21 protein-coding genes are annotated in these 25,536 nt (G+C 60.7%); 1 reads left to right on the top strand and 20 read right to left on the bottom strand.

Going from position 1 to position 25,536, the window contains the following annotated elements:
• Window positions 1-35: 35 nt before the first annotated feature.
• The 7 genes from CVV65_RS04785 to CVV65_RS04755 form a co-directional block, all read right to left on the bottom strand.
• The gene (locus CVV65_RS04785) at window positions 36-1,019 is read right to left on the bottom strand and encodes an SPOR domain-containing protein (protein WP_157935379.1); all 984 of its coding nucleotides are present in this window, start codon (window positions 1,017-1,019) and stop codon (window positions 36-38) included.
• Between the two features lie 232 nt (window positions 1,020-1,251).
• Window positions 1,252-2,229, bottom strand: a complete 978-nt coding sequence (locus CVV65_RS04780) for a resuscitation-promoting factor (RefSeq protein ID WP_100667170.1) — start codon at window positions 2,227-2,229, stop codon at window positions 1,252-1,254.
• Between the two features lie 307 nt (window positions 2,230-2,536).
• Complete coding sequence (locus tag CVV65_RS04775) at window positions 2,537-3,595, bottom strand: type IV pilus twitching motility protein PilT (protein ID WP_100669190.1); 1,059 nt, start codon at window positions 3,593-3,595, stop codon at window positions 2,537-2,539.
• A 69-nt stretch (window positions 3,596-3,664) separates the two neighbouring features.
• A complete protein-coding gene (gene murC / locus CVV65_RS04770) occupies window positions 3,665-5,065 on the bottom strand; it encodes a UDP-N-acetylmuramate--L-alanine ligase (RefSeq protein WP_100669188.1) in 1,401 nt (466 codons plus the stop codon).
• Between the two features lie 11 nt (window positions 5,066-5,076).
• The gene (locus CVV65_RS04765; RefSeq protein ID WP_157935378.1) at window positions 5,077-6,417 is read right to left on the bottom strand and encodes a bifunctional folylpolyglutamate synthase/dihydrofolate synthase; all 1,341 of its coding nucleotides are present in this window, start codon (window positions 6,415-6,417) and stop codon (window positions 5,077-5,079) included.
• A gap of 60 nt (window positions 6,418-6,477) precedes the next feature.
• The gene (locus CVV65_RS04760; RefSeq protein ID WP_100667168.1) at window positions 6,478-9,150 is read right to left on the bottom strand and encodes a valine--tRNA ligase; all 2,673 of its coding nucleotides are present in this window, start codon (window positions 9,148-9,150) and stop codon (window positions 6,478-6,480) included.
• 97 nt (window positions 9,151-9,247) lie between these two features.
• The gene (locus CVV65_RS04755) at window positions 9,248-9,682 is read right to left on the bottom strand and encodes a hypothetical protein (RefSeq protein ID WP_100667167.1); all 435 of its coding nucleotides are present in this window, start codon (window positions 9,680-9,682) and stop codon (window positions 9,248-9,250) included.
• A gap of 277 nt (window positions 9,683-9,959) precedes the next feature.
• Between CVV65_RS04755 and CVV65_RS16885 the strand changes: the two genes are divergently transcribed.
• Window positions 9,960-10,121 carry a hypothetical protein gene (locus CVV65_RS16885; RefSeq protein ID WP_198592129.1) on the top strand — a complete coding sequence of 54 codons (162 nt, stop codon included), beginning with the start codon at window positions 9,960-9,962 and terminating at the stop codon, window positions 10,119-10,121.
• Here CVV65_RS16885 and CVV65_RS04750 read toward each other — a convergent pair.
• The 13 genes from CVV65_RS04750 to lon all read right to left on the bottom strand — a co-directional run bounded on the left by CVV65_RS04750 (window position 10,059) and on the right by lon (window position 25,463).
• On the bottom strand, window positions 10,059-11,321 hold the full coding sequence (locus CVV65_RS04750) for a hypothetical protein (RefSeq protein ID WP_100667166.1): 1,263 nt from the start codon (window positions 11,319-11,321) through the stop codon (window positions 10,059-10,061). The two genes, CVV65_RS16885 and CVV65_RS04750, sit on opposite strands and share 63 nt — an antisense overlap.
• 12 nt (window positions 11,322-11,333) lie before the next feature.
• On the bottom strand, window positions 11,334-12,281 hold the full coding sequence (locus CVV65_RS04745) for a hypothetical protein (RefSeq protein WP_100667165.1): 948 nt from the start codon (window positions 12,279-12,281) through the stop codon (window positions 11,334-11,336).
• Window positions 12,278-13,513, bottom strand: coding sequence for a LysM peptidoglycan-binding domain-containing protein (locus CVV65_RS04740; RefSeq protein ID WP_100667164.1), 1,236 nt, complete (start codon window positions 13,511-13,513; stop codon window positions 12,278-12,280). Before CVV65_RS04740 ends, CVV65_RS04745 begins: the two co-directional genes overlap by 4 nt.
• A 236-nt stretch (window positions 13,514-13,749) precedes the next feature.
• A complete protein-coding gene (gene hemL, locus CVV65_RS04735) occupies window positions 13,750-15,036 on the bottom strand; it encodes a glutamate-1-semialdehyde 2,1-aminomutase (protein ID WP_100667163.1) in 1,287 nt (428 codons plus the stop codon).
• Between the two features lie 11 nt (window positions 15,037-15,047).
• The gene (ahbA, locus tag CVV65_RS04730) at window positions 15,048-16,109 is read right to left on the bottom strand and encodes a siroheme decarboxylase subunit alpha (protein WP_100667162.1); all 1,062 of its coding nucleotides are present in this window, start codon (window positions 16,107-16,109) and stop codon (window positions 15,048-15,050) included.
• Between the two features lie 12 nt (window positions 16,110-16,121).
• Window positions 16,122-17,099: a porphobilinogen synthase gene (hemB, locus tag CVV65_RS04725; protein ID WP_100667161.1), complete on the bottom strand. Its 978-nt coding sequence runs from the start codon at window positions 17,097-17,099 to the stop codon at window positions 16,122-16,124.
• Window positions 17,100-17,103: 4 nt separating this feature from the next.
• Window positions 17,104-18,663 (bottom strand): uroporphyrinogen-III C-methyltransferase, encoded by a 1,560-nt coding sequence (cobA, locus tag CVV65_RS04720; RefSeq protein ID WP_100667160.1) that lies wholly within the window; start codon window positions 18,661-18,663, stop codon window positions 17,104-17,106.
• Window positions 18,656-19,588, bottom strand: coding sequence for a hydroxymethylbilane synthase (hemC, locus tag CVV65_RS04715; RefSeq protein WP_100667159.1), 933 nt, complete (start codon window positions 19,586-19,588; stop codon window positions 18,656-18,658). The genes cobA and hemC overlap by 8 nt, the downstream gene beginning before the upstream one ends.
• Window positions 19,521-20,252 carry a precorrin-2 dehydrogenase/sirohydrochlorin ferrochelatase family protein gene (locus tag CVV65_RS04710; protein ID WP_157935377.1) on the bottom strand — a complete coding sequence of 244 codons (732 nt, stop codon included), beginning with the start codon at window positions 20,250-20,252 and terminating at the stop codon, window positions 19,521-19,523. Before CVV65_RS04710 ends, hemC begins: the two co-directional genes overlap by 68 nt.
• Before the next feature lie 14 nt (window positions 20,253-20,266).
• Window positions 20,267-21,082 carry a cytochrome C assembly family protein gene (locus CVV65_RS04705; protein WP_100667158.1) on the bottom strand — a complete coding sequence of 272 codons (816 nt, stop codon included), beginning with the start codon at window positions 21,080-21,082 and terminating at the stop codon, window positions 20,267-20,269.
• A gap of 11 nt (window positions 21,083-21,093) precedes the next feature.
• Entirely contained in the window at window positions 21,094-22,467 is a 1,374-nt protein-coding gene (hemA, locus tag CVV65_RS04700; RefSeq protein ID WP_100667157.1) for a glutamyl-tRNA reductase, read from the bottom strand.
• 97 nt (window positions 22,468-22,564) lie between these two features.
• Window positions 22,565-23,164, bottom strand: a complete 600-nt coding sequence (gene yihA / locus CVV65_RS04695; protein ID WP_100667156.1) for a ribosome biogenesis GTP-binding protein YihA/YsxC — start codon at window positions 23,162-23,164, stop codon at window positions 22,565-22,567.
• Between the two features lie 13 nt (window positions 23,165-23,177).
• Window positions 23,178-25,463 carry an endopeptidase La gene (lon, locus tag CVV65_RS04690; protein ID WP_232796759.1) on the bottom strand — a complete coding sequence of 762 codons (2,286 nt, stop codon included), beginning with the start codon at window positions 25,461-25,463 and terminating at the stop codon, window positions 23,178-23,180.
• Window positions 25,464-25,536: the final 73 nt, after the last annotated feature.

Here is a 25,536-nt window from a genome sequence, read left to right as displayed (position 1 = left end):
TTGAATCGGAAGGGGAAGAAGGTGGCTGGCCAGCCTCACCCACCAGCGGCCGGACCTGGCGCTTTTCCAGCGGACAAATCGGCAATCAGCTGTTCGTAGTCGTCCATCGCCTGCAGGAAAGTGCCCATTAGCGGACCTGGGGCCTCCCCGCTCCGAATTCCACCGACTACGGCACTCAGATCCTCTTTCCATTTTTCCAGCCGGTCCGCTTGGGATTTTCGTCCCGCCGCCCGCAGCTCCTGCGCCCCCCTGTCGAGAACCGGGCTCACCTCCTGTAATCCCCGATTCAGGTTCGCCTGGCCTTGGGCATCAGCGCCCCCTTTCGACCACTCGTCTACCCCAATCCCAAGGAGATCGACCGATTTTTCCAAAGCCTGTACCACAGCCTTAGAATCAGAAACCCCTTGTATCTGTCCAGGAGGAGCGGGAGGCCGGTAGAGCTTCACAGCCATGGGTACATTCATGTTTCGAAGCATATCTCCGAAGGGACCTGGCACGGCCGGGTCTATCGTCACCCCAACCAGGACCAGAGTCGGCCTACCCCCGGACAATTTTGCCGTGATACCACGCTTCTCAAGGGACGCAGCCAGAGCCTGGGCACGCGCCCCGTCAGAAAAGGCCCCTACCTGTATCGTGTACAGGTGAATGTTCGAGGTGGCATTCGAATCAGGAGATGGGGGCCCGGATCGGGTGAACACAGAAAAACAAATCCCGCCGAGTAAAGTTCCGACGGTCAGGGCGATGGTCGCTGGCAATAACCAATGTTTGACGAGATACCGCAGCCCGGCCGGCCACCCTCGGCGCGGTGGAATGCCCTTGGAGGCACGCAGGGCCGGGCGATCGGCTCTCGGTTGTAGATTGTGATGAAAAGACCCGGTCTTCAAAGCCTCGGGACGACTCGGCCTGTCCGCGGAAGCGGAACCCGCGGGCCTGGACGGGGCAGTTTCTCCCGGGACATCCGCGCGGCTCAGCCGGGGCCGGTCCTCGGACAACCGAACGGTGATTCTGGCCTTGTCCACGTTCTTTCCCTCCCTTGGGCGGTTGTCCACTATCACAACCTACGCACCCCAGGACTGGACTAGAACTGGATCCGCCGGGCATGAGGGTTCCCCGTCGCAAACTGCCGCCTTTTCGACCAAGGCCCGGCCACCGTTGGGAAGATCCTGCCCGAAGGCACAAAAAAAAGCCTTTCCATCGGCCTATGACTGAGCTGGCGTGGCGCCGCCGGGGATCCCCCCGGGGCGCCTCCTTTCACCGCCCGATATACACCGTCAAAATGCGCCGGCCGAAGGCTTGTGCTTCCGCCTCAGTCGGAAAGTACAAATCCACGCGGTTTCCACGAACGGCTCCTCCCACATCATCCGCCACCCCTTGACCATAACCGGGGATAAACAACGGAGTCCCCAAAGAAATCACCGAGGGATCAACCGCCACCGTTCCCCGCTGGGGCACATGGCCCGTCGCCGTGATCCCACCCCCGCTGTACGCGGTGGCCACCACCGTGAGGGCCGTCCCCCCAGTGAAAGACTCCATACCTCGGGACGCCAACATCACCGGCCTCGGACGGGTCCCCACCGCCACCACCCGGTCTGAGGGAGGAGTGACAACCGTGCGCTCCACTTTGCGGTCGACCTCTTTACCGTTCTCGTAAAAAATCGTCGTCGTCACGCGCTGTAACCCTTCCACACCGGGCGACAGTACTTTTTCTGTGCCTTGATCCAGTTGGTCAGTGGACTGACGTTCGGTCTGAAAAGGTATCTTTTCTTCGTTGACGACCACTTTCTGATCCCGGCGCGTGATGCGGATCAATTCCCCGGGGGATATGCTCGCGGTAAGGGATGGACTCACCGAATCGTTTCCTTTCAGCGATATTCCCCACTCTTTCAAAGCCATGCCCACCGTCGGCATGTGTGTGACTTTCTCTTGTTCTTGCCCAGCACCATCCTGAAGACGTACCCGTTTCCCGTGTATCACGACCACTTGGAGGGAACCCTCAATCCGCGTTCCCGGCACCGGGGCAACGATATCCTGGAGGGAGAAAGCGACCCCCTGCTGCCGCAACAATTCGGCCACCGACGGGGTATTCCACACGCGTATGGTGCGTTTCGCCCCATCCACATCGAGGATGACCGTCTTCGCCGACGACACGGCCGCTGCCCCTCCCCCAGCCATCGTCACCGCGACCGCCGCCGCCAACGCGTAAAGGCGTTTCCGTCCCCACTGTCGCACGCGATCACCTCACTGTAGAGTTGTTGTCGCAGTCATCGTCCAGTATAGAGGCAACTTAAGAATATTGCAAGGATGTTTCTTGCTCGTACGAGAAAAATAGGCCTTTGGCACCATGACTTCCGTTTCTCGCTCCTTCCTCCTAACGGGCAATGCGCGTCAGGAAAGCCAGAGAAAAACAGGGGTGCCGATTCATGGCACCCCTGTTTACACTGGGACATCCGTCGGGGTCAGGCTCCCCAGAAAGGTCGCCTCGTCGAATTCCCCGCATCCCCTGTATAAACCGTTGCCGCTCGTTGTACCGCCCGCCTCATCCTCCGAATCGATCGATTCGGTCGCCGAACACAGCCAAGCGGCCTTCTTCCTGATCGATCACCCCACCCGAGACCAGTTCCCTAACGTGCATGTCGAAGGTTTGCATGCCTTGGCTTCGCCCAGTTTGCATCACCGTATGGAGTTGATGGGTCTTGTCCGAGCGAATCAGATTCGCCACCGCCGGAGTATTGATCAAGACCTCGGCCAGTGGCACCCGCCCGGCGCCCCCAATACGCCTGACCAGCCGCTGGGCGATCACCACCCGGAGAATCGCCGCCAACTGTGTACGAATCTGCTGCTGTTGGTGGGCGGGGAAAACGTCGATCAGCCGGTCCACCGTTTGAACGGCGTCCCCTGTATGTAGGGTCCCAAGGACCAAGTGCCCAGTTTCCGCAGCCGTAATGGCCGTCTGAATCGTTTCTAAATCCCGCATCTCCCCCACCAGAATGACGTCGGGATCCTGGCGCAGCGCCGCTCGCAGCCCGCGGCTGAAATCCGGTACATCCTTGCCCACTTCCCGCTGCTCGATGAGACACCGGCGATGTACATGAACGTATTCAATAGGATCTTCCAATGTGATAATATGCCGATCAAATCGATCGTTCATTTCGTCGATCAAGGCGGCCAGCGTCGTGGTTTTCCCGCTGCCGGTGGGACCGGTCACCAACACGAGTCCATAGGGTTGGTCGACCATCGTGCGTACCACCGCCGGGAGCCCTAGGCTGTCCAGCTTGGGAATCACATCTGGCACCAGACGAATCGCCAAACTGATTCCCATCCGTTGCCGGTAGACGTTAACCCGAATCCGGTGTGCGTCTCCCCCTTCTGGCCCAACCCAATCCAATGCTGTATCCACATCCCCCATCTCCGATAGCCGGGAGAATTCCCCTCCCAAAACCTCCCGGGCATATCGCTCCGTCTCCTCGGAGGTCAGTATCCCACCGCCAAGTGGCCGCAATCGACCATCCACCCGAAGCATAGGCGGTGCCCCCACAGTCAAATGGAGATCGGACGCTCCTCCGGCCTGGGCTTGTTCCAGCCATCTGGCCATCATGGCGGACACCTGCCCTTCCCCTACCCCTCAAATTTACCGTTGACGCCCCTCTTAACCTGGAACAGAGTTTCAGGCCCGGGCCATCGGTTCTGCCAAGCCGTCTTGCAAAGCTTCGGCTAACTGCCGTGCTGCCATCCAAATGTCCCCGGCCCCCATGAACAGGACCAGATCCCCGGGATGAACCCGACTGAGCAGATCGTTGATGACGTCCTGCTTTTGCCGCAAAAACCGAACCCGTTCATTGCTCCTTTCCCGAATCAACTGGGCAAGGCGCTCGGCGCTGACTCCGGCGATCTTCTGTTCCCCGACCGGGGAATAGATATCAGTAATAATGACCTCGTCCGCATCTTTGAACGCATAACTGAACTGATCGAGAAGAAAATGGGTGCGCGTGTAACGCTGAGGCTGAAAAACGGCGACAATCCGCCGTCCGGTGGTTCGAGCTGCCGCCAGGGTGGCCTCGATTTCCGTGGGGTGATGGGCGTAGTCATCCACAATCAAGATCCCGGCCACATCGGCGATCTGCTGGAAACGCCGCTTAGCCCCCCGAAAACTGGATAGAATCTCAGCAATCGTCGAGAAGGGGATCCCCGCTTCCCGACAGACAGCGATGGCAGCGAGAGCATCGCTGATGTTGTGTCGCCCGGGCACCGACAGGGTGAGGTCCCCAACGTACTTCTTGCGATAGAAAACACGGCAGCGGGAGTGACCATCGTGAAGATCGACGTCCTCGGCAGTCCAATCCGCCCCGGAAGAAAAACCGTACCAGACGGTGCGGCCGGCTATTTGGCTGCCTAGATTCGACAGCTCGGGATCGTCCGCACACAGGACGGCCAGACCCCCCTCCCGCACTTGCCCGAGGAACCTTTCATAGGCTCCGCGCAAATTCTCGAATTTCCCACCGTAATTCTCCAGATGATCCGGCTCAATATTGGTGACTACGGCCACATAGGGATGATAATTTAAAAAGGTCCCGTCGCTTTCATCCGCCTCCGCCACCGCGTAAGGACCCAGGCCTGCCTTTGCGTTCTCGCCTAGGTTAGAAATGACGCCTCCGACAATATAGGTGGGATCCAGCCCCGCCTGGTTCATCACAAAGGCGATCATCGAAGAGGTGGTGGTTTTTCCGTGGGCTCCCGCAACGGCAATCCCTTTTTTAGCTTGGAGAATCTCCGCCAAGAGTTCCGATCGGTGAAGAATGCGCACCCCCCGTCGCCTCGCCTCTACCAACTCCGGATTGTCGGGGGACACTGCTGATGAATACACCACACAATCCGCGCCATCGACCTGACTTGCCCGATGTCCGATGGCGATAACAGCACCCCGCCGGGCAAGCTCATCCGTCAGCGCATTAGCCGCCACATCCGATCCCGAAACCGAAATGTGCCAGTCGAGTAAGACCCGGGCTAGGGCACTCATCCCATAGCCGCCGATGCCAACAAAATGTACATGCTTCCCCAATTGTTCCATCTCCACCACCCTCACTGGCTCTCCACCCTCAACTTCCCTCCGGCTCGGACGTCCATCACCATGTAAAGGGACCCGGTGACACACACCGCTCCACCGGAGCCTACCGCTGCTGCGGCCGTCTCCAAGGCGTCCAGGGGGTTCGGGCAGACCGCCGCCACCTCCGCCCCGATTCGACGCATCCTCGTCGCCAAACTGTCCGGGTCCATGGCCCGGGGGGTATCCGGCGCCGTGGCGATCATCCAACTGGCGACATCTTTCAAAGCCGACAGAATCCCATCTACATCCTTATCTGCCAAAACGCCGACCACGAGTCCCCAAGTGCCCGGGCGGATCTCGCGCAACGCTTCTGCGAGTCGTCGCGCCCCGTCCGGGTTATGGGCCCCGTCCAACAGGATCAGGGGCGACAGTCCGGCCACCTCCAACCGCCCCGGCCACGCGGCCCTCTCCAACCCCCGGCGGATCGCCCACCCGGGGACGGAGACGACCCCGGACCGGTCCAGATACCGCGCCACAGCCACCGCCACCCCGGCATTCTCACACTGGTGGGCCCCAAGAAGCCGAATCCGGAGGTCGGATATCGTCTCTCCGTCCCCACTCCATGAAAACTGTTGCCCCTCCGGCGGCAGCCCGGCCCCCAGGCGGAGCACCCGGCGATCCGCCACTGCCCATTCCCGATCCAGGGCCCATACCGCACTGTTTACGCCGGCCGCCACTTCATCGATCACCCGGAGGGCGACCCCATTCGCCGTGGTGAAGACCGGTACCCGCTCCTTGATGATGCCGGCCTTTTCCGTTGCGATTTGTTTAATAGTGTGCCCAAGAACCCCCATATGATCGAATCCCACCTGGGTGATGACCGCTGCCTCGGGCACCACGACATTGGTGGAATCGAGCCGGCCGCCGAGTCCCGTTTCCCAGACCACCACATCAGGCCTGGTTTGCTCAAAATACCGCAGAGCCACGAGGGTCCACACTTCAAAATGAGTCAGTGCACCAAGATCTTCTCGGACTTCTAGCTCCCTGGCCAACGGTTGCAGAACCCGCAGATACCCGATGAGGACATCCTCCGGAATCGCTTGGCCGCCTACGCTCACCCGGCTTCGCTCCCCCGCCATAGGAGGGGAAATAAACATCCCCACGCGGTACCCCGCCGCGTCCAAGATGGATTCCAGAAAGGCACAAGTGGAGCCTTTGCCGTTGGTGCCCGCTACGTGTAAAAACCGCAACCCCCGCTCCGGGTGACCCAAACGATCCAGCATCCACCGCATCCTCACAAGACCCGGACGGATTCCAAAACGTGTCAACCCTTGCAACCAGTCCTGGACATCCTCGGCATTTCCCCGCGGCCCCACCGACCCATCATCCCTCTTCATCTTATGTCGAACCTGCACCGGGAGCCACCAGACTTCGGCTCAGATCATGCGCTGAAGCGACTTGAGCCGGGCCTGAACGCGCTCTCGACGCGCCGCGTAATCCACTTCTTTGCGCCGCTGTTCTTCCACCACCGCCGGCGGAGCTTTGGCCACAAAGGACGGATTGTCGAGCTTGGCCCGAACCCGGTCCACTTCCTTCCCCAGTTGCTCAAGTTCTTTCTCCAACCGTCTTATTTCGCCTTCCAGATCCACGACTCCTTCTAAGGGGATGAACAATTCCGCCCGGCCCAACACCTCGGTCACCGACTTCGAAGGCGGCACCGCGTGCAAATCGAAGTCGAGCGGATCAATCCCCGCCAGCCGTCGCAGATAGACCTCTCCCCCCTCGAAATCCCGAAGGGCCTCTTGATCGGCGGGACGCACCAGCACCGGAACCGGCTTGCCCGGCGGGACATTCATCTCCGACCGCACATTGCGCACCCGGCGGATCAACTCCATCCATTCTTCCACCACGGCCGCCCCAGGAGCATCGAAGTACTGATCTTCCGGTACCGGCCACTCTGCCGCCACCAAGGCCTCCCCATGACCCGGGAGTTTCTGCCAGATCTCCTCGGTCAAGAAGGGCATAAAAGGATGGAGAAGTCGCAATGCCCGGTCCAAGACGTGTACCAACACCTGGCGAGTCCCCCGTGCAGCCAAGGGATTCCCGCCATATAGCGCCGCCTTGGAGAATTCAATGTACCAGTCGCAAAACTCGCCCCACACGAAATCATACACCATTTTGGCCGCGCCGCCGAAGTCGAAGTTCTCCAAGGCCTCGGTCACGTCCCGTACCGTCTCGTTGAGGCGGTGAAGGATCCAGTGCTCCGGTCGACCGAGCACAGCGCCCTTTAAATCCCCGCCGACCTCTTTGTCGACATTCAGCAACACAAAACGGGCGGCATTCCAGATCTTATTGGCAAAATGACGGGCAGACTCCACCTTTTCCCAATAAAACCGCTGGTCATTCCCGGGTGCCGTGCCCGACGCCAACATAAACCGCAGCGCATCGGCGCCATATTTGTTCACCACATCCAGGGGATCAATGCCGTTGCCCAGACTTTTGGACATTTTCCGGCCCTGGCTGTCCCGAACGAGTCCGTGTATGTAAACGGTGCGAAAAGGCACTTCTCCGGTAAAGGCCAGGGACATGAAAATCATCCGGGCCACCCAAAAGTAAATGATGTCAAACCCGGTCACCAGGACATCCGTCGGGAAATACCGGCGTAAATCTTCGGTTTCCTCCGGCCATCCCATGGTGGAAAAAGGCCATAGAGCGGACGAAAACCAAGTGTCCAAAACGTCCTCTTCCTGGCGCAGTTGCCGGCTCCCACACCGGGGACAGTGCTCCGGGTCTTCCGCGGCCACGATCGTTTCCCCGCACCCCTCACAGTACCACGCCGGAATCCGGTGACCCCACCAAAGCTGGCGAGAAATGCACCAATCCCGTACATTTTCCACCCAGTGAAGATATAATTTTTCAAAGCGCTCCGGAACGAAGCGCACTCGCCCCGCTTTCACCGCTTCAATGGCCGGCTCGGCCAAGGGTTTCATTTTGACGAACCACTGTTCGGACAAGAACGGTTCCACCACCGTGTGGCAGCGCTGACAATGACCCACCGCATGCCGGTGCGGTTCCACCCGTTCGAGATAACCTTCCCGGCGCAGCGCCTCCACCACCGCCTTACGGGCCTCGAACCGGTCCATCCCCTGAAAATCGCCCGCCCCTTCGTTCATGGTGCCATCTTCGTTCATCACCACCGGCGCGGGCAGGCCGTGTCTGCGCCCGACTTCAAAATCGTTCGGATCGTGGGCCGGAGTGATTTTAAGACAGCCGGTTCCAAAGGAAGGATCCACATAAGAGTCTCCGACCACCGGGATCTCCCGGTCCGTCAGGGGGAGGCGCACCCGTTTTCCAATCCAGGCGCGGTATCGCTCATCGTCCGGATGAACCGCCACTGCCACATCCCCGAACATCGTCTCCGGGCGTGTGGTGGCCACCACCACAGCCCCGCTTCCATCGGTGAACGGGTATCGAACGTAATGAAGGGCTCCGTCGAGCTCCTCATGCTCCACCTCGATATCCGACAAGGCCGTTCGACAGCGCGGACACCAATTGATGATATACTTGCCTCGGTAAATGAGACCGCGTTCGTAAAGCCGCACAAACACTTCCCGCACGGCCCTGGATAGGCCCTCGTCCATGGTAAACCGCTCCCTGGACCAATCGCAAGAAAATCCCAAGGCCTGTATCTGATTCGTGATGATGCTCCCGTATTGCCGCTTCCATTCCCAGACTTTTTCCACAAAGGCATCGCGCCCGATATCATGGCGGCTCTGGCCCGTCTCTTTAAGCAACATCGCCTCCACCCGGTTCTGGGTGGCGATTCCGGCGTGGTCCGTTCCCGGTAGCCAAAGCGCATCCCTGCCCTGCATGCGCCGAAAGCGAATGAGAATATCCTGCAGGGTGAAATCCAAGGCGTGCCCCATGTGGAGAGCCCCGGTGACATTGGGGGGCGGGATGACGATCGTAAAGGGCTTTCCATCCGGCACCCGGCCCGCCCGAAAATATCCATTTTCCATCCAGAAGCGATACCATTTGCTCTCAACATTCGCCGGTTCAAAAGCGGTCGGCAGTTGATCCGACCGGGCTGTGCCGCCTTGGCCTTTCATGGCTGTCCCTCCAACTGCCGCGAATTCCACATCAATTTCACATCTTTGCTATCATAAACACGGCACCTTCGACTTGTCAAATGCTGTCGAATGTGTATCACTTTTTCTTCTTTTTCCGGCGCCGCTGGGCTTGCCTCTCTGCCCGCCGGGCCTCTTGTCGCCGTCGCCTCTGTTCTTCACTGTACCGTTTTCCCCTGACCATCAACCAGGTGCCGGCCAAATCCACCGCCGCCAGGAGGATGACCTGTTGGATCAGAAATTGACGCAGGACCTCAGCAGGAGCGCTCCCGGTAAACAGGGTTCCCCTGTGCACCGCGAGATAGACCCCAAGGGTCAGGATTCCCGCTACCGCGCCCGCCAGACCTCCACCCACATGTGGACGGCTGGACAGTTGGCGCACCGCCCCATTGATGGCCACCACCATGGCCGCGGGAAAGATCACAGGGTACCAATCGCCCTTGAAAGCGACCACGACAGCCCCAATCACCCCCAGTCCGATTCCCCATGATAGTCCGTCACGCCACTCCTTCACTTCACGACCTCCATCCTACCGAACATTCAGGTGGCCTGAGCCCGTATGCATTCGCTTTGGGCCCGTCCTACCGGTTCTTTTGCACCTTTTCATCATACCATGTTTTTTCCCGACCGGCGCAAAAGGGAAAGGGAAACGAAACCTGGGTAAAGCCACACCAAAACGAGCCCGGCTTCCCGAGAAAGTGGGCGCCGGGCTTGAACCCGATTTTGGGAATGTGCATAGGTATAGAGAGACCGCCGCCCATACAGGGACGCGGGCCGAGGAGAGGATTGCCGTGCCAAAGTTCCTTCACGACATCGTGAATATCGTCAAGTTGTTGCTTCTGACGGCCATCGGACTGCTCTTTTTGCGTGCGATGCTCTATCCGAATGCCTTAGACATGTTCATTCTCATGATGCTGTTCGTGGTTCTCGTCGCGATGTTCGCCGGCCGGTGAAAGACAGGGGTCCGCATCAGACAACCACGGATCCCGCCCGGTGCGCGTTTTTTTGGTCTTTCGCCCCGTTCCCCGATAACCCGAAGCAGACTGTAGCGCCAACCGGACAGCCGGAGCGCGCCTCCGGGAGATGCTCCCTGATGCGTTCACCACATCTGCGTCTGGCAACGTTTTTGAAACGGCGGGGTGCGGCCCAAAGGAATGCACCAGCCGGTCCGCTATGTCCCGCCACTCCCGGCACCTTCGCTCGTTGACCCCGAACCAATCCGCCCGGCCCGCCAACTCCTGAGCCCTGCGGGTCCACCGCGCCGCCGTCTCGAACCACTCTTCATCCAGGCGTCCTTGCGGACTCCAGAGGATCAGGGCGATCCCGAATTTTCGATCGTCGGGAAAAGGAGTCACCTCTCGATATGCTTGGATCCAACTCTCCCATCGCTTGGGATCCACCGTCCGCCCGCCGTAGCGCAAGAGGAGCCCGGCGATGTCTTCGAAGGGCGCCCCCGGTCGGCACCTGTTGGCCCGGCGAAGCCACCATGCCCCTTCCCCGCCGTCGACCCAGTCATCCACTCGGTCGAAAGCGCCCACCGCCCCACCGGCGGCCGTGTCCAAACTCCACCGCCTCGGTAGATCCCATTTTGACGCCCAGGAGTGCCAAGCCGCAAAAAACCCCTCCAACATCGCCCGGTGATCTTCTGGAGCCCCCTCGATGAAGGCCAACCAGTTTTGCTCCAGGCGCTCGGGCAACGGATCCACACACCGGGGCCAGGCCGGCGTGGGACCCAGGGCCACCCGATGCCACCAAGCGGCATGGGCAAACAATTGCCGAATTGTCCCCCCCACCGGAGGTGGAGAAGGACCTTCCCACGATCGGCAGGCGGCTAAAACCCGGTCCTTCCATCGGACCAGCCGGCTTCCATCCAGACCCGGTAAATATGGACTAACCGGAAAACCCCGGTCTGAGGCAAACTGGACCACCCTGGCCACATAGTCGCCCCAAACCGGGGTTCGAAAGACGTGCAGTTCAATCTTGTACAACGGGTGCCGCATTCGGAAGACAGCCCCTTCTCCAGCGAAGGGTTCGTCATTCTCCTCCCCGGACTCCGGCCGGGGCTCCCAGGCCGCAGGCGGCCAACCGTAGAGGCGCTCCACCCACCGCCAGATCGCTTCCCGGCGGCGGAGCGCCATGTCTTGGCCTGTCATGGGTTCATCCCCCTACACCGAATGATCCAACCACGCCGGAAACCGGCTTAGACCTTCAGCCCAAGCGGCGGCATATTCCGATGCGGCCCTGGAGTCCGTTCTCAGGAGAGGCCATCGGTGAGGAAATCGCAGATACGCCTCCAGGATGACCTCCGCAGCCCGCACATCCCGGGGGGCCCATCCGCTCGCCAACCAAACAGACCGAAGCCCATCGAGAAAAGGGAGCCATTCGTCCGGTTTGGCGATCATGAGATTCTCGGCCAGAGTAGCTGCATCGTACAGCGGCAAGTCTCCGATGGCCGCCCGGAGATCGCCCGGCCGCTCCCAAAGGGTCGCCACGGTCTCTAAACGCCAGCGACCCAAACAACAGAGACGGTTCTTCTGAGCCCGCTCCGACCATCTGCGGTAATCTCCTTCCTCCAACAACGCCAGGGCCTTCTGGCCCCCTTCTCGAAACGCCCTCACGGCGCCGCCGTCTGCATCCGGCGTTTCGGCGACCACGCGGTCGAGGGCAGTTAAACTCCGGCGGAATCTCGCTACCCAGGTTCCGTAGCGATCCGCCTTTCCGGATCCAGGCCGCGGGTGTCGGGCGAGCACCTTCACGAGCGCCCCCGTTACGGTACCGAGACTACGCCCATCCCCAGGGAGGATGACACTGGCCTCACCGGGGATCCACAGGCTGTACGTCCATCCGCCGGTCTCCACCCACAATCGCCCGCCAGGTCCCGCCGCCGGTCGGGGAAGAGCGACGACCCCTTCCGCTTCCAGGTCCTTCAAGGCTTCCAGTCTCCACCGCAGGTTTTCGGGGGAAGAATCTCGGACGACGACGTAGCGGTGCCCGCCGCTCTCTACTTCAAACTCCCCATCGCCCTGGGACATGGGCACAACGTCGGCCAATCCGTACCACCAGGACACCGATTCTAGGATCGATCCCTTGGGTGCCGTCCCTTGCCCCGTCATTCTTTCCGACGCCTCGGCACCACGAGCCACTGGCCCGGTTGGACGATTTCTCCGGACAACCCGTTGAGACGCATCAGATCGGTCACCGGCACCCGGTACTCTTCGGCAATCCCGAGCAGGCTCTCCTGCTCGTTCACCCGTCGGAACGTCAGTGTGGCGCTAGCGGGCATTTCCGCGCGTTGATACAATTTCGCCCAAGCGAAAGATTCGGGTCGCTCCTGTCCTGCCCTCACTGCGGTGACAGCAACCCGCTCACCTTCATCCACTGCCGTGGCAGCACCCGGTTCCTCCTCCATTTCTTCCCCAACCGATTCCTCGGTCAGCGGCGCCTCAGGCAGCGAATCTGCCGGCCACTCTTTTTCGCCGACCGCCCAGCCCGACCCTTTCTCCGTGAAATCCACTGGCACATCGGCCGGACCCGTATCTACAAAGCCCGAAGTGTCGTCCGCCACTCGCCCGTCTGGATGCTCCTCCCCGTCGACGCCCCTCTCCCCGGCGTGATCCGCATCCGCCTCCGGATCATCAGATCCACCCGCAGGATCGCCAGCTGGACTCGCCTGTTCTTCTCGAACGGACGACAGTTCCACCCCGGGTACCGGATCCATGGGACCCGTCGTCCACCCCGGCGGTGCACTCACAGGATCTTGACCGGCCTGGAACTCGAAAGAAGGTAAATCCTCCGCGCCTTCAGAAATCTCCTCCGGTTGGTCGGGCAACGACCTGCGGCCGACCTCCGTCGTTTCACCCGCCCCTTCCGGCCAAAACCCTTCTTCCTGGTCACCGCAGCGAAAATAATACCCTGTCGCTGAGAATCCGTCGACGATGAGATCCGCCCGGAGCTGAAGAACTCCGGGGCCGAGCACGTGAACGTCCCAGGAGCCCAGGCGCGTTTTGACGTGCAAGACCTCGCCCTCCTGGTCCTCCGCCCGCACCCGCAGCTCAAAGGGCAGCTTCTCTTGGATACTTTTGAGAGCGCCTTGATCCGCCACCGCATCGAACAAAAAACCCTCGGGCCGAGTCCAACCATCTCCCCGTCGATCCTCGGGAGGAGCGGCATACCCGATCACTTCAATATACCCTTCCAGGATGTAAGCGTCCCCCTCTCGGGAGAAGGAAGTGATCTCCGTGGCCAGGGCCATGTCCTCTAACGATTCATCCCCCTGCAACTCCGGGATTTCGCACTGGCGGTCGACACGCACCTGAATGGTCCGTTGCCGTTTTCCTTCCCGCACCCCGGTGCCCTCCCTTCATCGACCGCGCCCGCCCGCGGTCGCCCCGAGCGCCGCGTACGGGCAGTCTGTTCCCTTTAGGTCTATGTGTCCGGGAAATGTCCTATGACCGCTGGTCAAGCCATCCCATGCAAGAAGGCGGAACTTCGTCTCTCGCCCGAAGTTCCGCCCGACTCCTTGTGCCCGCCCAATTCCACATATCTCTCTTTACCGCACCGAAGATCTCCCATCGGTGTCGGTTACAGCCGTTTCAGAGCATTCCGATGGGCCTCCAAAGTCCGATCCAGGTCCGCATCACTGTGTGCCGTGGACAAAAACCGGGCCTCCAGTTGCGCGGGGGGCAGGTACACCCCTCTCTCCAGCATCAACCGGTGATATTTTGCAAATCGGCGCCCGTCGGCCCGTTTGGCACTTTCGTAATCCACCACCGGCTCCTCGCTAAAATAAAACCCGTACATGGAGCCGGACGCCGCCGCATACACCGGGATCCCCGTCTCCCGGGCCGCCTCCACAAGCCCGTCCACCAACCGTTTGCTCATCTCTTCGAAGCGCCGATACACGTCCTCGTTCAGATGGGAAAGGGTTGCGAGCCCTGCGGCCATGGCCAAGGGATTTCCGGAAAGGGTTCCCGCCTGATACACCGGACCCGCCGGTGCCACCAACTCCATAATCGACCGTTTTCCTCCAAATGCCCCGACCGGGAGGCCCCCGCCGATCACTTTACCGAACGTCGTGAGATCGGGATCGATCCCAAACCGCTCCTGGGCGCCCCCTCTGGCCACCCGAAACCCGGTCATGACCTCGTCAAAAATCAGCAACGCCCCGTACTCCCGGGTGATCTCCCGCAGTCCTTCCAAAAAGCCCGCCCGGGGAAGAACCAACCCCATGTTGCCCGGTACTGGTTCCACGATCACCGCCGCAATCCCCTCGCCGACCTTCGCAAACGTGTCACGAACAGCGTCGAGGTCGTTATAAGGCAAGGCTATGGTATTGGCGGTCACCCCCTCGGGTACGCCGGGGCTGTCCGGCAGTCCCAGGGTGGCGACGCCAGAGCCCGCCTTGACCAGGAAACTATCCCCATGGCCGTGATAGCAACCGATGAATTTCACCACCCGATCCCGGCGGGTGTAGGCCCGGGCCACCCGCAGGGCGCTCATGGTCGCCTCGGTGCCCGAGTTAACCATGCGGACGACTTCCACCGAAGGCATCAGTTGGCAGACCCTTTCCGCCAACTCGGTTTCCAAAAGGGTGGGGGCTCCGAAACTAGTCCCCCGGGCGGCGGTCTCGGTGATCGCCCTCACCACATCCGGGTGGGCGTGGCCGAGGATGAGCGGGCCCCAGGACAAACAGTAATCAATGTACTCGTTTCCATCGATGTCGATCAGATGCGACCCCCGGCCCTCGGCCATGAAAACCGGGGGACCTTCCACCGCATGAAATGCCCGCACCGGACTGTTCACGCCGCCGGGCATCACTTTCTGCGCCGCTTCGTAGGCCCGCTCCGACCGTGTAGTCCCCTGAAACATCCCGACGCCTCCTATGCCCCGAGGCCGACCCGGGGCAGATATTTCTCCTCCCAAGCTTCCATTTCCGGGGTAAAGTATTGGACCCGGGTCTTTTTATATTCTTTCGTCGAATACAGAGCCCGCATCTCCCGGATGCCGGTCTCCCCGGCAATCGCTCCGAGAACGGCTTCACATTCCTTGACCGTGCGGCCGTGGACCATCGTAAAGATGTTATAGGGCCAGTCCTCGTAGGTGGGACGGAGGTAACAGTGGCTCACCGCCGCATACGACGCCATTTTCGCCCCCACCTCATCCACCCGATCTTCGGGTACGGCCCAAACCCCCATGGCGTTAGCCCTAAAACCCGCCTCCCTGTGGTGCAACACGGCGGAAAACCGGCGCATCAGCTTTCGGTCGAGCAGGGACTGGGCCCCAGCCAAAAGGGCCTCGGTCTCGATCCCCAGGGCCTTGGCGGCGGGATCAAAGGGCCGCACCACCAGCGGAATGTCTTTTTGCAACTCCCGGATCAGCCCCTTATCCGCTTCGGTGAGGGGCTGTCCCTTGGGGATTTCCCGATCCCGGTCGCTGTAAGCCGCCTCCGTCGCCTTTCGGGTGACATTTTGCTTCCCCGTCACATCCAGTTGCACACCGATCTTGTACAACCGGAGCGTCGGCAGCATCCGAATCGAATCCACCCCGGCGAGCTCCCCTAGAAGCTGTACCGTCCGCTCCAGCCCGATCCGGCTATCCGGGGGTACGGCGATGGTGAACCACAGGTTGAACTCGTGATTCCGGCGATAATTATGAGAAACTCCCGGGTGCTCATTAAACACCCGGGCCGCGTCTTCCAGCCGGGTGGGATTCACCCGGGCCGCCACCAGACTGGAACGATACCCCAGGCTCCGGGTGTCGAAAATCGCCGAGATCTGCCGAATCACCTTGCCTTTCAGGCGTTGAATCCGCTCCAACGCCTCCTCCTGGCTCACGCCGCACCTTTCCCCCACCACCCGAAACGGCTCCGGGTCTAAGGGAAAGGACGATTGAATCAGATTCAGCAATTCCCGATCGATGTCGTCCATTTCAAATTTTGCCATTGTCCCGCCTCCTTATCCCCGATCTTCCCGGAGCCAACGGGCGACATCTTTCGCAAAATAAGTGATGATCAGATCCGCACCGGCCCGGCGCAGTCCCAACAGCGATTCCAAAACCACCGCCCGTTCATCGATCCATCCCCTCAAGCCCGCCGCCTTGATCATGGAATATTCCCCGCTCACCTGATAAGCGGCCACAGGGACATCAAAGCGCTCGCGAAGGTCCCGAATGATGTCCATGTAGGCCATGGCCGGCTTGACCATAATGACGTCCGCACCTTCATCGAGATCGCTCCGGGCTTCCCGGATCGCCTCCCGGCGGTTGGCGGGGTCCATTTGATGACTCCGCCGGTCGCCAAACTGCGGGGCGGAATCCGCCGCTTCCCGGAACGGACCGTAGAACGCGGACGCGTATTTCACCGCGTAGGACATGACGGGTACGTGCTCAAAGCCCCGCTCGTCCAGAGCCGACCGAATCATTTTCACCCGTCCGTCCATCATGTCGGAGGGCGCCACCAGGTCGGCCCCGGCGGCGGCGTGGGAAAGAGCGGTTTGCGCCAGGAGAGGGAGGGTTTCGTCATTGAGGATGACTCCATTCCGGACGATGCCGCAATGTCCGGCGGGATTGTACTGACAGAGACAGACATCGGTGGCGACCACCATCTCCGGAACTTCTTCTTTGACCGCCCGAATGGCCTGTTGCACGATGCCCCTCTCATCGTAAGCTTCGGAACTTCGCTCGTCTTTGTGGGCAGGGATCCCGAACAACAGAATCGACCGCACCCCGAGCTCCGCCAGTTCCACCGCCTCCCGGCGAAGTTCATCCACACTCAGGTGCTCCACGCCGGGCATGGAGGAAATCGGCTCCCGAACCCCGCTGCCGTGCACCGCAAAGAGTGGGTACATGAGTGTCTCTATCGAAAGGCGGTTCTCCCGCCACAGATCTCGCATGCCCGGCGTCCATCTCAACCGACGATGCCGATCGAATTGCATGTGATCATCCCCCGTTTCGTATGGCCCCGGCTTCCATCTCCCGGGCCAAAAGGTCCACCAAGCTATCAACGGTGGCCTGCTCGGCCACCCCCGCCACCTTCAGCCCCAGTTCCCGGGCAGTGGCTGCGGTCACCGGGCCGATGCAAAAGGCGGGAACATGCTCTAGCCATGGCCTCGCCTCTTCCCCGATGCCCTGGAGAAAAAATCGCACCGTAGACGAACTGGTGAAAGTCACGGCGTGAATCCGCCCCTCCCGGAGCAGGCCCCGAACCTCCTCCGCCCCTTCGCACCCGGGCTCCGTCCGGTACGCCTCCGCCTCGACCACCGCGGCTCCAGCCGCGGAAAGCACCTCCGGAACATCCCGGGACGCGAGGTTCGATCGGGGCAAGAGGACCACATCCCCGGAGGCGATGTGAGGAACAAGGGTCTCTGCCAAGGCTTGGCCCCGGTATTCCGAAGCCGTCAACTCAGGAATGACTCCCCGCTCCCGCAGTGCCTCCGCCGTCGCCGGGCCCACCGCTGCCATCCGAACCCCAGACAACCGACGGACGTCCAACTCCAGCGCTCTCATTCGGGACCATACGCTCTCCACGGCGTGACGGCTGGTCAACACGATCCACTTCAGGTCTGACCGGGTCAGCGCCTCATCCAAATCTGCCCAGGACGCCGGGGGTTCAATGCGGATCGCCGGGAACTCCACCGCTTCCCCGCCCAAATCCTCGATCTGTGCCGACAACGCAGAGGCCTGTTCCCGGGCCCGGGTCACGAGAATGCGCTTGCCAAAAAGCGGCTTCCGTTCGAACCAGTTCAGCCGCTCCCGGAGGCCCACCACTTCTCCCACCACAATAACCGCCGGGGAGCGAAAGTTCCGCCTCCGGACCTCGTCGACGATGGTATCCAAAGTCCCGGTCACCGTTTCCTGTTCCATTCGGGTGCCCCAGCGGATCAGGGCCACCGGCGTCGTGCCCGGACGGCCGTGTGCGGTCAACTGCTCGACAATGCCGGCGAGTCGCCCGACCCCCATGAGAAAAATCAACGTGCCCACCCCGGTGGACAGCCGGTCCCAATCGATCCACGACGTCTCTTTCTCCGGATCCTCGTGGCCGGTGACCACCGCAAAGGAAGGCGTATGGTCCCGATGGGTCACAGGAATTCCGGCATAGGCTGGCACCGCCACCGCCGAGGTCACCCCCGGCACCACTTCAAAGGGAATGCCGTGCTCCACCAGAAACTCGGCCTCTTCTCCTCCCCGGCCGAAAACAAAGGGGTCTCCCCCCTTCAGGCGGACCACCGTTTTACCATCCTGGGCCAGGCGCACCAACAGTTCCTGGATCTCATCCTGGGTCAGGGTGTGCCGGCCCTCGGCCTTTCCCACATAAATCCGCTCGGCGTCCGGCCGGAGGTAGCGCAACAGGCGGGGCGAAGCCAGGCGATCATACACCACGGCATCGGCCTTCTTTAGACACTCCATGCCCTTCACCGTGATCAACCCGGGATCCCCCGGACCAGCCCCCACCAAGTACACCGTCCCCGGTTTCCCGGTCCGCCCTTCCCCTTCACCCACCGAGTTCCGCCTCCTCCCGGGTTTCCTGTAGAATTCTGCCGGCACCGAGTTCAACGAGATCTGCCGCCGCCCGGCGGCCCACCTCAGCGGGATCTTCCCCTTGCACCACCACCCGAAACAATTCACTCCCGTCAGGCCGGCCCACCATGGCCGCCAATCGAATATGTCCATCCCGAATCTCCGCCAGGGCCCCGATGGGCACCTGGCATCCCCCCTCCAGCGCCGCCAAACAAGTCCTTTCCGCTTCCACCGTCCTTCGGGCCGCCGCGTCTTCCACAGACACCAGGGATCGCCGGGTGTCTTCATCGGCTTCCCGGCACTGCACGGCCAGCGCTCCTTGACCGACGGCGGGCAGACAAATCTCCGGAGACAGGTGCTCGGTGATGCGATCCCCGAGCCCGAGCCGCACAAGCCCGGCCGCTGCCAGAACCACCGCATCCACCTCTCCGGCCGCCAATTTGCGAAGGCGGGTATCGACATTGCCCCGCAGGGGAATAAATGCAAGGTCCGGCCGATATCGGCGCAGCTGGGCCACCCGGCGCAGGCTGCTCGTCCCCACCCGGGCGCCGGAGGGGAGATCATCAAAGGGCCGGCCATCCCGGGTGATGACCGCATCCCGGGGATCCTCTCGCCGGGGCACAGCACCGACCACCGTTCCCGGGGCCAACTGGGCCGGCAAATCTTTCAAACTGTGCACCGCGGCGTCGATCCGCTTCTCCAGGAGCGCCCGCTCGATTTCTTCGACAAAGAGGCCCTTGCCGCCCACCCGGGAAAGCGGCAGGTGAAGAACCTGATCCCCCCGGGTGGTCATGGGCACCACCTCGGCCGAAAGGCCCGGAACCCGTTTCTGCCACTGTTCAATCACCCAGCGGGTCTGGGTCATGGCCAGAGCGCTTTTTCGCGAGCCGATCCGCAGAATCCCCATGATCCCCCGCCCCCCATCTCCCTAGAATGGCTTCGACAACCGCCTTCGCCCCCGGCGCATCGCCGGAGCGCCACCTGTCCAGCGCCTGAGACCTCCAAATCTCCGCAAAGGCTTCCCGCCGCTCCGAAACCCCGACCCCCGCTGCCCGCAACCTCTGTCTCGCTTCCACCATCTGCTCCACAAAAGGCCCATAAGCGGGGTCGATCACCTCTTCCAACAGCTTCCGAAACGCCTGAGCCAACCAGGGGCTTCCCCCGGCGGTGGAGACCGCCACCGTCAACGGCCCTCGGCGAAATGAGGCGGGAACCCGGAGATTGCCGAGTTCCGGCCGATCGGCGACATTGATCCAGACCCCCGAAGCCCGGGCATCCTCCGCCACCCGCCGGTTGACTTCCGGATTCCCGGCCGCCGCAAAAACCAACCGGTACGCCCCGGCTTCTCCCACGTGGTACTCCCGGGGTTCCCAGCGCACCGCCCCCTCCCGAACCCGGCGTTCGAGTTGTGGCGCCAGCTTCGGACTCACCACCGTCACCCGGGCGCCACACTGGATGAGCCCCTCAGTCTTCCGAGCTCCTACAGCCCCGCCTCCCACCACCAGGACCGGCAGCCCCCGCAAATCCAACGCGAGGAGGTAATCACACCGCAACTCTTTCTCCCCCGTCAATACGCCACCTCCGTTCACCAGCGGTGGAACTGGGAGAAATACATACCCACCACCAGATAATTCAGGACAACGCCGCCAAACCCCGCCACCGTAAGCCAGGCCGCCCGCCGAACCGGCCAGCGGGAGGTCACCCGAAGATAAATCACGGCCCCGTACAGAAGCAACAACAACAGGGAAGCCAAGGGCTTTGCATCCCACAACAAGGGACGTCCATACTGGAGAACCGTCCAGATCGCCCCGAGAATCATCGAGATCAGCAGCAGTGGAAACCCGATCAAAACCATACGATAAGCCAGGCGGTCCAACCGATCCAGGGCCGGCAGGCGCCGGAATGTGGCGGTAAAACGTTTGGCTTTGAGAAGCCTCTCCTGAATGAGAAACATCACCGAAAAAATGCACGCCAATGAGAAGGCCGTATAACTGAGAAACGCCATCCCCACGTGCATGACCAACAGGTCCCCCTCCCGGGGCACCGACGCCGACGGCCCCCGGTGGGCAAACGTATCCAGTGCCACCACCGCGAATCCGATGAGATTCGCGAAAAACGTGAACAGGTCGATTTTATAAAAGTAGTTCGCCACCACAGAAACCGCCAGTAACACCCAGGCGAAAACGACCATCGACTCCGAGGTGGACCACACGGGGAAGTGCCCCAGTTCCCGGGTTCGAAATGCCAGAAAAAAAGTCTGCAGCCCCCATACGACGCATAACACAACAAACGCCGCGCGGTTCACGCGGGCATCGGGATTAAGAAAATCGAGAAAATAGAGCAATACGCTAATAGCATAAAGTACGGTCATCCCATCAAATATATAAGTCGCCAGTTGCACCGTGCGTCACCTTAGACGGAACCCAACCGCTGTTGTGCGGCCATGGACCCCAAGGGCATGTCCTCAACGCCCCTCTCCCGGGCCCCGACCTCCTGTTCGACGGCGGTTCCGGAATCGTCGGCCCCTCCAAGCGCAAACAACCGCCGGACCGTCTCCAGATAAAACGTCGCCTCCGGTTCGGTCGCCATCGCTTTCAACTGAAGGATGGGATCGCGAAGCAATTGGTTCACGATACTCATCGTGTGTTTGTGAAGGACCACCCGGTCTCGTTCGCTGAGGTCCGGAAACTTGTTCATCAGGCTCTCCATGACCGAACGTTGAACCTGCATGCCTTTCTCCCGCAAATCCCGTATGAGGGGGATGACCTCTTGCATATTGTACCACTGTTTAAACCCGCTTATCTCTTCTTCTAGAATATCTTCCACCCGGACGGCAGCCCGTTGCCGCTCTTGCAGGTTTTGGGCCACCACTTCCCGAAGGTCATCGATATCATAGAGAAACGCATCGGAAATCTCATTAATGGCCGGATCCATGTCCCGGGGCACCGCGATATCGATCAGCAACAAAGGCCGCTGCCTCCGTCGCCGGCACACCTTCGCCACCATGTCCTGATGGAGGACATACCCCGGAGCTCCGGTGGAACTGATCACGATGTCCGCCTCGGCCAAAGCCAGCGCCAGGGCGGACCAGTCGTAGGCCTCCCCCGAAAACCGATCCGCCAGTTCCCGGGCCCTTTCCCAGGTGCGGTTTACCACCAACACCCGGCTCACCCCTTGGTTCCACAGGTGAGTCGCCGTCAGTTCGCCCATCTTGCCCGCGCCGATCAACAGCACCGCTTTATCCCGCATGGAACCGAACACTTTCCGGGCCAATTCCACCGCCGCATAGCTCACGGACACCGCGTGTTGACCGATCTCCGTTTCCGTATGGCCTCGCTTGGCCCCGGTGATCGCCCGCCGGAACAACTGGTTTAACACCGCGCCGGTGTTTCCAGCCGCTTGGGCGTGCTCAAAAGCATCCCGGACTTGGCCGAGAATCTGGGTCTCGCCGAGCACCATCGAATCGAGCCCCGCCGCCACCCGAAACAGATGATGAATCGCCCCGTCGTTCACGTGCAGATAGATGTATCTCGTAAAATCCGCCCGGTCAAGACCGGAAAGATTGGCGAGAAAAAGGCGAAGAAACTGCTCACCCGGGTGAAGGGCGTCCACCACCGCATAGATCTCCGTTCGGTTGCACGTGGACAAAATGACACTTTCAAGAACACTTCGCGTTTCCCGGAGCTGCCCGAGGACCCCTTCCATCTCCTCGGGACCAATGCTGAAGCGCTCCCGGATTTCCACGGGCGCAGTGCGATGGTTGACGCCGATCACCAGGATGTGCATAACCTTCACCTCAATCATGGCAAGTCCGCTGCATGGGTCATTTGAATCTTATTATATCATCGACCCGTTCGATCTCCGGATGGAAATTCTGAACGATTTATGAAGGGGGGTGACCCTCCCGCCCTGATAGCCGCTCGACAACCCAGGTCCACACCTGGTCCCGCCCCAAACCCGTTTCGGCCGAAAATACGACGCACCGACTCGGCTGCAGTGTCGCTTCTACCTGCCGGCGATGGCTTTCCCACCTGCTTCTGGCGATCTTGTCCGCTTTGGTGGCGACCACGAGGACCGCAAGATCATGGACCCGAAGCCATTCCGCCATCAACCGGTCATCGGCGGTGGGGGGGTGACGCAAGTCGACCACGTGGATCACCCCGGCCAACGATTCGCGGTTCGCGAGGAAGTTCTCCACCATCGCCCCCCATCGGCGCCGTTCACTTTGCGATACTTGAGCATAGCCATACCCCGGTAGATCCACCAGATAGAAGCGAGAATTGATTCGATAAAAATTCAGCGTCCGGGTCCGACCCGGCGTGTTCGAGGTGTGGGCGAGTTTTTTCCGCATAGCCAACCGATTAATGAGAGACGACTTTCCGACATTAGATCGCCCGACGAGAGCGAACTCCGGCAGACCGTCCTTGGGGAACCGATCGGGGGAAACTGCGGTCCCTGCGAGAATCGCCTCTGTCACCTGCATACTCCCTCACCCCTCAGGTCGGTTGCAAGACCGGCTCCCCTTGTTCGGCAACCGGGCGAAGGGCTTCTGCCAACACATCGTCCATATGGGACACGTACACAAAGGACAATTGCCGGCGAACTACTTCCGGTACGTCCTGCAGATCCTTCTCGTTATCTTTTGGAAGCAAGACCTTCTGGACGCCGGCTCGGTGGGCGCCAAGGCATTTTTCCTTCACGCCCCCGATGGGCAGCACCCTTCCCCTCAGGGTGATTTCCCCGGTCATCGCCACTTCCCGCGCCACAGGACGCCCTGTCAAGGCAGACACCAAGGCGGTGGCCATGGTGATTCCGGCACTGGGCCCATCTTTAGGAATGGCACCCTCAGGGACGTGGATGTGAACATCGTACTCGTCGGGAAAGCCGGGCGGGATCTGTAGTTGCCGGGCCCGGGACCGAATGTAGCTGAAGGCCGCCTGGGCCGATTCCTTCATCACGTCGCCCAACTGGCCGGTGAGGGTCAGCTTTCCTTTGCCGGGAACCACCGCCACCTCAATGGATAACGTATCCCCGCCCGCCTCGGTCCATGCAAGGCCCGTGGCCACCCCCACTTGGTCCGTTTCCTCCGCGGTGCCGAAGCGAAACCGTTCGGGGCCGAGAAAAGCTTGAAGCCGACTTTTCGTCACCGAAACTTTCTTCTTGCCGTCGACAATCATCCGGGCGGCCTTGCGACACACCGCCGCGATTTCCCGTTCAAGATTCCGGACCCCGGCCTCCCGGGTATAACTTCGAATGATTTTGAGCAAAGTCTCGTCGGAGATCGACAGTTGATCCCGGGTTAAACCGTGGGCCTCCAGTTGCTTGGGAACGAGATACCCCTTGGCGATCCGCAATTTCTCCACCTCGGTATACCCCGGGAGATGAATCACCTCCATACGGTCGAGGAGAGGCTGAGGAATCGTATACGCCACATTGGCGGTGGTGATGAAGAGCACCCGGGACAGATCGTAGGGCACCTCGATATAATGGTCACTGAAGGTATGATTCTGCTCTGGGTCCAGTACCTCAAGCAAAGCCGACGCCGGATCTCCGCGAAAATCATGGCTCATTTTGTCAATCTCATCCAAGAGGAAAACGGGATCCATTTCTCCGGCTTGTTTCATTCCTTGAATGATACGCCCGGGCAACGCCCCCACATAGGTGCGGCGGTGGCCGCGAATCTCCGCCTCATCCCGCACCCCGCCCAGCGAGACGCGGACAAACCGCCGTCCCAGGGCCCGGGCGATCGATTTGGCCAAACTCGTCTTCCCGACTCCGGGCGGGCCCACAAAACAGAGTATAGGCCCTTTTAACCGATGAGCCAGTTTCTGTACTGCGAGATATTCCAGGATCCGCTCTTTCACTTTCTCCAATCCGTAATGATCTTCGTCCAAGACTTGGGACGCCCGATCGATATCGATCTCCCGGGGCTCGGGCTCTTTCCAGGGCAGGGACATCAACCAGTCAATGTACGTGCGGACCACCGATCCCTCGGCCGAGGCCTGGGGGATCTTTTCCAGGCGATCGATCTCTTTTTCGATTCGTTCCCGGATCTCACCCGGCATTTCCAGGGCGGCGAGCTGTTCCCGAAGTTGCTCCACTTCGGCCAGGCGACCTTCTTTTTCGCCCAATTCCTTCTGAATCGCCTTCATTTGTTCCCGGAGAAAATATTCCTTTTGAGTTTTCTCCATCTGCCGCCGCACACGCTGGTTGATCTTTCGTTCGAGTTCCAGGACCTCCCGCTCGTCGGACAAGAGGCGCAACAATTGTTCCAGCCGCTCTTCCACATCGAAGGCTTCGAGGATGGTCTGTTTATCTTTGATCTTGAGGGGCAGGTGAGACGCGATCACGTCTGCCAGCCGTCCCGGCTCTTCAATATCCAGAACGGCCAAATATGTTTCATGGGTGATCTTTTTCGACAAACTCACATATTGCTCAAACTGGTGCAGAACGCTTCTCATCCGGGCTTCGATCTCTGGCGTCGGTTCTCCACTATCTTCATCCACCGTTTCCGCCTCGACCGAAAACACTTCCTCCGTTTCGAGATAGCGAAGGATCCTCGCCCGGCTCAAGCCTTCCACCAGGACGCGGATCGTCCCATTGGGCAGCTTAAGCATCTGTTTGATCTCCGCGACGGTCCCCACCCCGTAAATATCCCCGGTCTGGGGGTCGTCCACATGAGATTCCATCTGCGAGGCAAGCAGAATCTTCCTACTCCCCACCATCGCCCTCTCCAGGGCGTGAACGGACTTTTCCCGTCCCACGTCGAGATGGAGCACCATCGTTGGGAACACCAACAACCCTCGTAAGGGCAATAACGGCAATGTGACCGATTGAGCCACGGTACCGTCACCT

The sequence above is a fragment of the Kyrpidia spormannii genome, assembly GCF_002804065.1.
Lineage (GTDB): Bacteria > Bacillota > Bacilli > Kyrpidiales > Kyrpidiaceae > Kyrpidia > Kyrpidia spormannii.
Note: the sequence above shows the minus strand (reverse complement) of the source record. Positions and strands in the feature narration are given on the sequence as shown.